Below are 8,631 nucleotides of genomic sequence, written 5' to 3' on the forward strand. Positions count from 1 at the left end.
CATCCGGCGATGCCGCCACAGGGGCCGGCATCCGGACCGGCACCCACTCCACGCCGAACAACCCGTCGTGCCGCTGCTCGGTGGAGACCGGCCGCACCGTGAGCCCCGTCACCGAAGCGACCGGCTCTCCCGCTGCATCCGCCAGGGCCGCCGAGATCGCCCCGTCGGGCGTCCGGGACAGCCGGACCCGCAGAGCAGACGCGCCTGAGGCGTGCACCGACACATCGGACCAGGAGAAGGGCACGCCGCGTTCCCCGTCACCGAGGAGCACGGCCGCATGCAGGCCGGCGTCGAACAGGGCAGGGTGCAGACCGAATCCGGTCAGGTCCGTGTCCTCCGGCAGTGCGACCTCGGCATAGACCTCGTCATCGAGCCGCCAGGCCGCTCGCAGGCCCTGGAACACCGGACCGTACTCGAACCCGGCCTCGGCGAACCGCTCGTACAGCTCGGACACATCCAGCGCCTCCGCGCCGGCCGGCGGCCAGACCGCCGTGTCGAAGGCCGTGTGCGGAGCGGTGGCGGGGGTGAGGACGCCGGTGGCGTGCTGGATCCAGAGGGACTCGTCCGTACCGTCCGGGCAGGAGTGGACAGTCACCGTCCGGCGGCCGGACTCGTCGAGCGCGCCCACGGTCACCTGCACACGTACGCCGCCCTCAGCGGGCAGGACGAACGCCGCGGCGAGCGTCAGTTCCTCCACCGCCGGGCACCCGGCCTCGTCACCCGCGCGGACGACCAGTTCGACCAGGGCCGTACCGGGAACCAGGACCGAGCCCATGACCACGTGATCCGCGAGCCACGGGTGGGTTGCCACCGACAGCCGGCCGGTGAAGAGGAAGGTGTCCGAGTCCGCCAGCTCCACGGCCGCGCCCAGCAGCGGGTGTTCGGCCGACTCCAGGCCCGCGAGCCGTACGTCACCGCCGCGTGCGAGGCCGCTGCCCGCGGGCCAGTAGCGCTGGTGCTGGAAGGCGTAGGTGGGCAGCTCGACGATGCGGGCGCCGGAACCGGTGAAGAGGGACGACCAATCCGTGGCCGCGCCACTCACGTGGAGCTCGGCGAGCGCCTGGAGGGCGGACGTCTCCTCGTCTCGGTTCTTGCGCAGCATGGGCACGAGGACTGCATCGCTGTCTTCGGGCAGGCATGCGGCGGACACGGCGGACAGGGCCCCGTCGGGGCCGAGCTCCAGGAACCGCGTCACGCCCCGCTCGTGCAGGGCCCGCACACCGTCCGCGAAACGCACCGCCTCACGGACATGCCGCACCCAGTACTCCGGATCGCACAGCTCCTCCGCACCGGCGACCAGCGGAACCGTGGGCGAGGAGAACGACAGGCCGGACACGACGGCCCGGAACTCGTCGAGCATCGGGTCCATCAGCGGCGAGTGGAACGCGTGCGAGACCCGCAGCCGCGTCACCTTGCGACCGAGCCCCTCGAAGTGGGTCCGAACAGCCTCCACCGCTTCCTCGGCGCCCGAGACCACCACAGCCGACGGACCGTTGACCGCGGCGATCGACACGAACTCACCCAGCAGTGGCAGGACTTCGTCCTCCGTCGCCACCACCGCCAGCATGGCGCCGCCCTCGGGCAGCGCCTGCATCAGCCGACCCCGGGCCGACACCAGTGTGCATGCGTCCGCGAGCGAGAACACCCCGGCCACATGGGCCGCGGCCACCTCACCGATCGAGTGACCGGCCACGAAGTCCGGCGTCACACCCCAGGACTCGACGAGACGGAACAACGCCACCTCGACCGCGAACAGCCCGGCCTGCGCGTACATGGTCTGGTTGACCAGGTCCGCGTTCTCACCCCAGATCACGTCCCGCACCGGCATGTCCAGGCCCGCACACACGGCGTCGAAGGACGCCGCGAACACCGGGAAACGGGCATACAGCTCACGCCCCATACCAAGGCGCTGCGAGCCCTGCCCGGAGAACAGGAACGCCGTCTTGCCGCTTCGGGCATGGCCCTGGATGACCTGGTCGCCGTTCAGCACCACCGCGCGGTAGGCGAAGACGGAGCGGTCGAGGGTGGACAGGCCCACGTCCATCGGCCGCAGCCCCGACTCGTGCACGTACGAGCGCAGCCGCGCCACCTGGTCGTGCAGCGCTTCCCGCGTCTTGCCGGACAGCAGCCACGGCACCACACCCGGAACGATCTCCTCAGCCGGCACGACCTCAGCCGGCTCGAACTGCTCCAGCACCACGTGCGCGTTCGTCCCGCTGATACCGAACGAGGACACAGCCGCCCGCCGGGAACGCCCCGATGCCGGCCACGCCGTCCTGTCGGTCACCAGCTCCACCGCGCCCGCGCTCCAGTCCACGTGCGTGGACGGCGCGTCGACATTGAGCGTCTTCGGCACGGTGCCGTGCTCCATCGCCATGACCATCTTGATCACACCGGCCACGCCCGCCGCCGCCTGCGCGTGCCCGATGTTGGACTTCACCGAGCCGAGCAACAGAGGCAGTTCACGGTCCTGCCCGTAGGTCGCGATCAGCGCCTGCGCCTCGATCGGGTCGCCGAGTGTGGTTCCCGTGCCGTGCGCCTCCACCACATCCACGTCAGACGTCGACAGACCGCCACTGGCCAGTGCCTGCCGGATCACCCGCTGCTGCGAAGGACCGTTCGGCGCCGTCAGACCATTGGACGCACCGTCCTGGTTCACCGCCGAGCCACGAACGACAGCCAGGACGCGGTGCCCGTTGCGCACCGCGTCCGACAGCCGCTCCAGCACCAGCATGCCCACGCCCTCGCCCCAGCCGACCCCATCGGCCGAATCCGAGAACGACCGGCACCGGCCATCCGACGACAGACCACCCTGACGCGCGAACTCCACGAACGTCGTCGGCGTCGACATCACCGTCACACCGCCCGCCACGGCGAGGGAACACTCCCCCGACCGCAGCGCCTGCGCTGCCCAGTGCAGAGCCACCAGCGACGACGAGCACGCCGTGTCCACCGTCACCGCGGGCCCTTCGAAGCCGAAGGTGTACGACACCCGGCCGGAGGCGATGCTGGGCGCGCTGCCGTTGCCACGGAAGCCGTCGAACTGCGCGCCTTCCAGCAGGGTTCGGTAGTCCGTGTACATGACGCCCGCGAACACACCGGTCTGCGAACCGCGGAGCGAGACGGGGTCGATACCCGCCCGCTCGATCGCCTCCCAGGACGTCTCCAGCAGCAGCCGCTGCTGGGCGTCCGTGGCCAGTGCCTCACGCGGGGACATCCCGAAGAAGCCGGGGTCGAAGTCCGCCGCGTCGTAGAGGAAACCGCCCGCCCGCGCGAACGACTCACCCTCCACATCCCAACCGCGGTCCGCCGGGAAGGAACCAACGGCATCCACACCCTCGGACACCAGCCGCCACAGATCCTCCGGCGACGCCACCCCACCCGGATAACGGCACGCCATACCCACGATCACGACGGCGTCGTCCTCGGCAGCCGTGACCCGCGTCGGCAGCAGTGCCGGCGCGTCGGCCGTGTCGCCGCCGAACAGCTCGTCGTGCAGGAAGCCGACCAGCGCGTCGGCCGTCGGGTAGTCGAAGACCAGAGTCGCCGGCAGCCGCAGGCCTGCGGCCTTGCCCAGCCGGTTGCGGAGTTCGACGGCCATCAAGGAGTCGAAGCCGAGGTCCTGGAAGGCCCGCGCCGGTTCGACAGCGGTGGCGTCGGTGTGGCCCAGGACGAGTGCGACGTGCCCGCGTACGAGGTCGAGGAGCACTTCGCGCCGCTCGTCGGCCGCGAGGGCGGAGAGGGTACGCAGCAGACCCGCCGTGACGGGCGAATCGGGGGCGTCGGCAGCCGCCGAACGCCGGCTCCGGGTACGGGTCCGGACCAGCCCGCGCAGGAGGGCGGGTACTCCGTCCTGCGCCCGCACGGCCGCGAAGTCGAACCGTACCGGGGCGACCAGCGCCGCGTCCCACCGCAGCGCGGCGTCGAAGAGCTCGGCGCCCTGCTCCGGGGTCAGTTCGGGCATGCCGGTACGGGAGATGCGCTGGAGGTCGGCTTCGGACAGGGTGCCGGTCATGCCGCCGTGCTGGGTCCACGGACCCCAGGCGAGCGAGGTGCCCGGCAGCCCGGCAGCTCGGCGGTGCTCGGCCAGTGCGTCCAGGAAGACGTTCCCGGCGGCGTAGTTGGCCTGGCCGGGGCCGCCGAAGAGTCCCGAGACGGAGGAGAACAGGACGAACGCGGCGAGATCCAGCTCGCGCGTGGCCTCGTGCAGGTTCCACGCGGCGTCCACCTTGGGTCGCAGGACCGCCGCCAGCCGCTCGGGCGTCAGTGCCTCCACCACACCGTCGTCGATCACACCCGCCGTGTGGACCACGGCCCGCACCGGATGACGGGAGACCAGCCCGGTCACCGCTGCCGCATCGGCGACATCGCAGGCTTCGACGACGGCCTCGGCGCCCAGCCCGGCCAGCTCCGCGACCAGCTCGGCGGCGCCCTCGGCGGCCACGCCGCTCCGGCTCACCAGCAGCAGGCTGCGTACGCCGTGTTCGGCGGCCAGGTGCCGGGCGATCACCCGGCCCAGGCCACCCGTACCGCCGGTGACCAGGACCGTGCCCTCGCCGGCCCATTCCGGAGCGTTCTCCCGCACCGCGCCGCTGCGGGTCAGCCGGGCGGCCAGCACCTCGCCGCCGCGGATGAGCAACTGGGGCTCGTCCACCGCCAGTACGGACTCCAGCAGACCAGGGGGCTCCTCGCCCTCCACGTCCACCAGCACGAACCGGCCCGGATGCTCCGACTGCGCCGACCGCACCAGACCCCACACCGCGGCAGCCGCCAGGTCCTCGCCGGACATCGCGCCCCGGGTCACGAACACCAACCGGGAATCGGCGGACCGCTCCTCCCCCAGCCACTCCTGCACCAGGGACAGCGCCCGCGCCGACAGCGCGTGCACCGACTCCACCACGTCCTCGTCGCCCGAGAGCCGCGCCATGACCACGTCCGGGGACACCGCCACCCGGCCCGGCACCCGGACCGGCACCCACTCCACGCCGAACACCGGGTCCCGGTCCGTCGCACGAGCCGTATCGACCGGACGCAGCACCAGCGATTCCACCGATGCCACCGGCTTGCCGGCCGTGTCGGCCACGGCGACGGTGAGCGCGTCCTCGCGCGAACGGGTCACCCGCACCCGGACCGACGAAGCGCCGGAGGCGTGCAGCGACACACCCTCCCAGGAGAACGGCACGACGCCGCGCGGCACCCCGTTGAACGCGGTGACGTGCAGTGCGGCGTCAAGCAGGGCGGGGTGCAGGCCGTAGGGGCCGCCGTCGACGCCCTCGGGGAGGGAGACCTCGGCGTACACGTCCTCGCCCAGCTGCCAGGCGGCCCGCAGGCCCTGGAAGACCGGGCCGTAGTCGAATCCGGCCTCGGACATGCGGTCGTAGAGTCCTGTCAGGTCGACCGGCTCGGCGCCGACCGGGGGCCACGCCGACGCGTCGAGGGCCGCGGTCCGCTCGCCCGTCGCCAGCACGCCCGTCGCGTGCTGGAGCCACGCCTGGTCATCGGCTCCCTCACGGCGGGAGCGGATACTCACCGTACGGCGGCCGTTGCCGTCGGCGGCGGCCACCCGCAGGTGCAGCTGGACGCCGCCCTCCGCGGGGAGGTGGAGCGGTGCGGCGAGCGTGAGCTCCTCGACGGTGCCGCAGCCGACCTCGTCACCCGCGCGGATGGCGAGCTCCAGGAACGCGGTTCCGGGCAGGAGGGCCGAGCCGCGCACCACGTGGTCGGCGAGCCAGGGGTGTGACCGGAGCGACAGGCGGGAGGTGAACAGCATGCCTTCGGTGTCGGACAGTTCGACGGAGGCGTTGAGGAGCGGGTGCCCGGCCGCGTCGAATCCGGCGGCCCGGACGTCACCGGCCGGTGTCGCGCCGGGGGTCGGCCAGAAGCGCTGACGCTGGAAGGCGTACGTCGGGAGGTCGATGAGGCGGGCGTCCGTACCCCGCAGCAGCGCAGTCCAGTCCACGACCGCGCCCTCGACGAACATCCGGGCCGCGGCGGTGAGCGCGGCCGTCTCCTCGTCAATGCCCTTGCGCAGGAGGGGCACGAGGACGGCGTCGCCGTCATCCGGCAGGCATGCGGCGGCCATGGCGGACAGGACCCCGTCGGGACCGAGCTCCAGGAAACGCGTCACCCCCTGCTCATGCAGGGCGCGCACACCATCGGCGAAACGCACAGTGTCGCGGACATGCTTGACCCAGTACTCCGGGTCACACAGCTCCTCCGCACCCGCCACCATCGCAATCGTGGGTGCGCAGAACACCAGGCCCGACACGACCGCACGGAACTCGTCCAGCATCGGGTCCATCAGCGGCGAGTGGAACGCATGCGAGACCCGCAGCCGGGCCGCCTTCCGGCCCAGCCCCTCGAAGTGGGCGCGTACCGGCTCCACCGCATCCTCGGCACCGGAGACCACCACGGCCGACGGACCGTTGACCGCGGCGATCGACACGAACTCACTGAGCAGCGGCAGGACTTCGTCCTCCGCCGCCTGGACCGCCAGCATGGCGCCGCCCTCGGGCAGCGCCTGCATCAGCCGGCCGCGGGCCGACACCAGCGCACACGCATCGGCCAGGGAGAACACCCCCGCCACATGCGCCGCGGCCACCTCACCGATGGAGTGACCGGCCACGAAGTCCGGCGTCACACCCCACGACTCCACCAGCCGGAACAACGCCACCTCCACCGCGAACAGAGCGGCCTGCGCGTACACCGTCCGGTTCAGCGCATCCGCGTCCTCGCCCCAGACCACCTCCCGCACCGGCACGTCCAGCTCAGCGCACACCGCGTCGAAGGCCTCCGCGAACACCGGGAAACGCGCATACAGTCCCCGGCCCATCCCGAGCCGCTGCGAGCCCTGACCGGAGAACAGGAACGCGGTCCTGCCGCCCCGCGCCACCCCCTCCGCCACCGGCTGTGCGTCACCCAGCAGCGCGTCACCCAGCAGCACAGCGCGGTGACCGAGTACGGACCGGCCGGCCGCGAGGGTCAGGGCGACGTCGACCGGACGCGGCGCGGACTGCGCCACGTACGCGCGCAGGCGCGCCGTCTGGTCCCGCAGTGCCTGCTCCGTCCGGCCCGTCAGGACCCACGGCACCACGCCCGGAGCCGCCGAAGGGGCGTCCGACCCCGCCTCCGGATCGGTCTGCGGATCGGTCTGCGGACCCGCCGGGACGGGTTCGGCCTGCTCCAGGACCACATGGGCGTTCGTGCCGCTGATGCCGAAGGCCGAGACCGCCGAGCGGCGGGGGCGGCCGGTGGCGGGCCAGTCGGTCCGCTCGGTGAGGAGTTCGACGGCGCCCGCGCTCCAGTCGACGTGCGGGGTCGGCCGGTCCACGTGCAGGGTCTGGGGCAGGACGCCGTGCCGCATCGCCATGACCATCTTGATCACACCGGCGACACCGGCCGCCGCCTGCGCGTGCCCGATGTTCGACTTGATGCCGCCGAGCAGCAGCGGCCGGTCCGCCGGGCGGCCGCGGCCGTAGGTCGCGAGCAGCGCCTGGGCCTCGATCGGGTCGCCCAGCGTGGTACCGGTGCCGTGGGCCTCGACGGCGTCGATCTGGTCGGCGGTCAGTTGCGCGTTGGCGAGCGCCGCCTGGATGACGCGCTGCTGGGAAGGCCCGTTGGGGGCGGTGAGGCGGCTGCTGGCACCGTCCTGGTTGACCGCCGTGCCCCGGACGACGGCGAGCACCTGATGGCCGCCCCGGCGGGCGTCCGACAGCCGTTCCAGGAGCAGGACGCCGACGCCCTCGGCCCATCCGGTGCCGTCGGCGGCCTCGGCGAAGGGCTTGCAGCGGCCGTCGGCGGCGAGGCCGCGCTGGCGGGAGAACTCGGTGAACAGGCGGGGGGTCGGCATGATCGCGACGCCGCCGGCCAGGGCCATGGTGCATTCGCCGGCCCGCAGGGCGCGTACGGCCAGGTGCAGGGCGACCAGGGAGGAGGAGCAGGCCGTGTCGACGGTGACGGCCGGGCCTTCGAGGCCGAAGGTGTAGGAGATCCGGCCGGACAGGACGCTGACCGCGCCCCCGGTCAGCAGGTGGCCCTCGGTTTCGGCGGTCTGCTTGGCGAGGGAGCCGTAGTCGGTGTCGGCGCCCCCGATGAAGACGCCGGTCTCGGTGCCGCGCAGGGCGGCGGGGCTGATCCGGGCGTGCTCGACGGCCTCCCAGGAGGTTTCCAGCAGCAGGCGCTGCTGCGGGTCCATGGCGAGGGCCTCGCGCGGGGCGATGCCGAAGAGGTCGGCGTCGAACTCGGCGGCGGCGTCGAGGAAGCCGCCGTGGCGTACGTAGCTCTTCCCGGGAGTGCCCGGGGTGGGGTCGTAGAGCGCCGAGGTGTCCCACCCGCGGTCTTCCGGCAGGTCGCCGACGGCGTCGGTGCCGTCGGCGACCATCCGCCACAGGTCCTCGGGGGAATGGACTCCGCCGGGCAACCGGCAGGCCATGCCCACGATGGCGATCGGCTCGCTGTCCCGGGCCTCGACGGACTCCAGCCTCTGCTTGGTACGCCGCAGGTCTGCGGTGACCTTCTTGAGGTAGTCGCGGAGCTTGTCTTCGGAGGAGGGGCCGGCCTTGGGTGCCATGGGTGGGAAAACCTCGCAGTCGGGAAAGGGTGGTACGCGTCGTGCGGTGAACGGCCGGCTCG

1 protein-coding gene (running past one end of the window) is annotated in these 8,631 nt (G+C 72.6%); it reads right to left on the minus strand.

Features of this window, described 5'->3' with window-relative positions:
* On the minus strand, window positions 1-8,569 hold the beginning of the coding sequence (locus tag ACIQK6_RS08050) for an SDR family NAD(P)-dependent oxidoreductase (RefSeq protein ID WP_402694515.1). The gene continues 22,259 nt to the left of window position 1, outside the view; the window shows 8,569 of its 30,828 coding nt (coding positions 1-8,569); it begins with the start codon at window positions 8,567-8,569; its stop codon lies off the left edge, out of view.
* Between the last annotated feature and the right edge of the window lie 62 nt (window positions 8,570-8,631).

It is taken from the genome of Streptomyces sp. NPDC091682 (genome assembly GCF_044756625.1).
Lineage (GTDB): Bacteria > Actinomycetota > Actinomycetes > Streptomycetales > Streptomycetaceae > Streptomyces.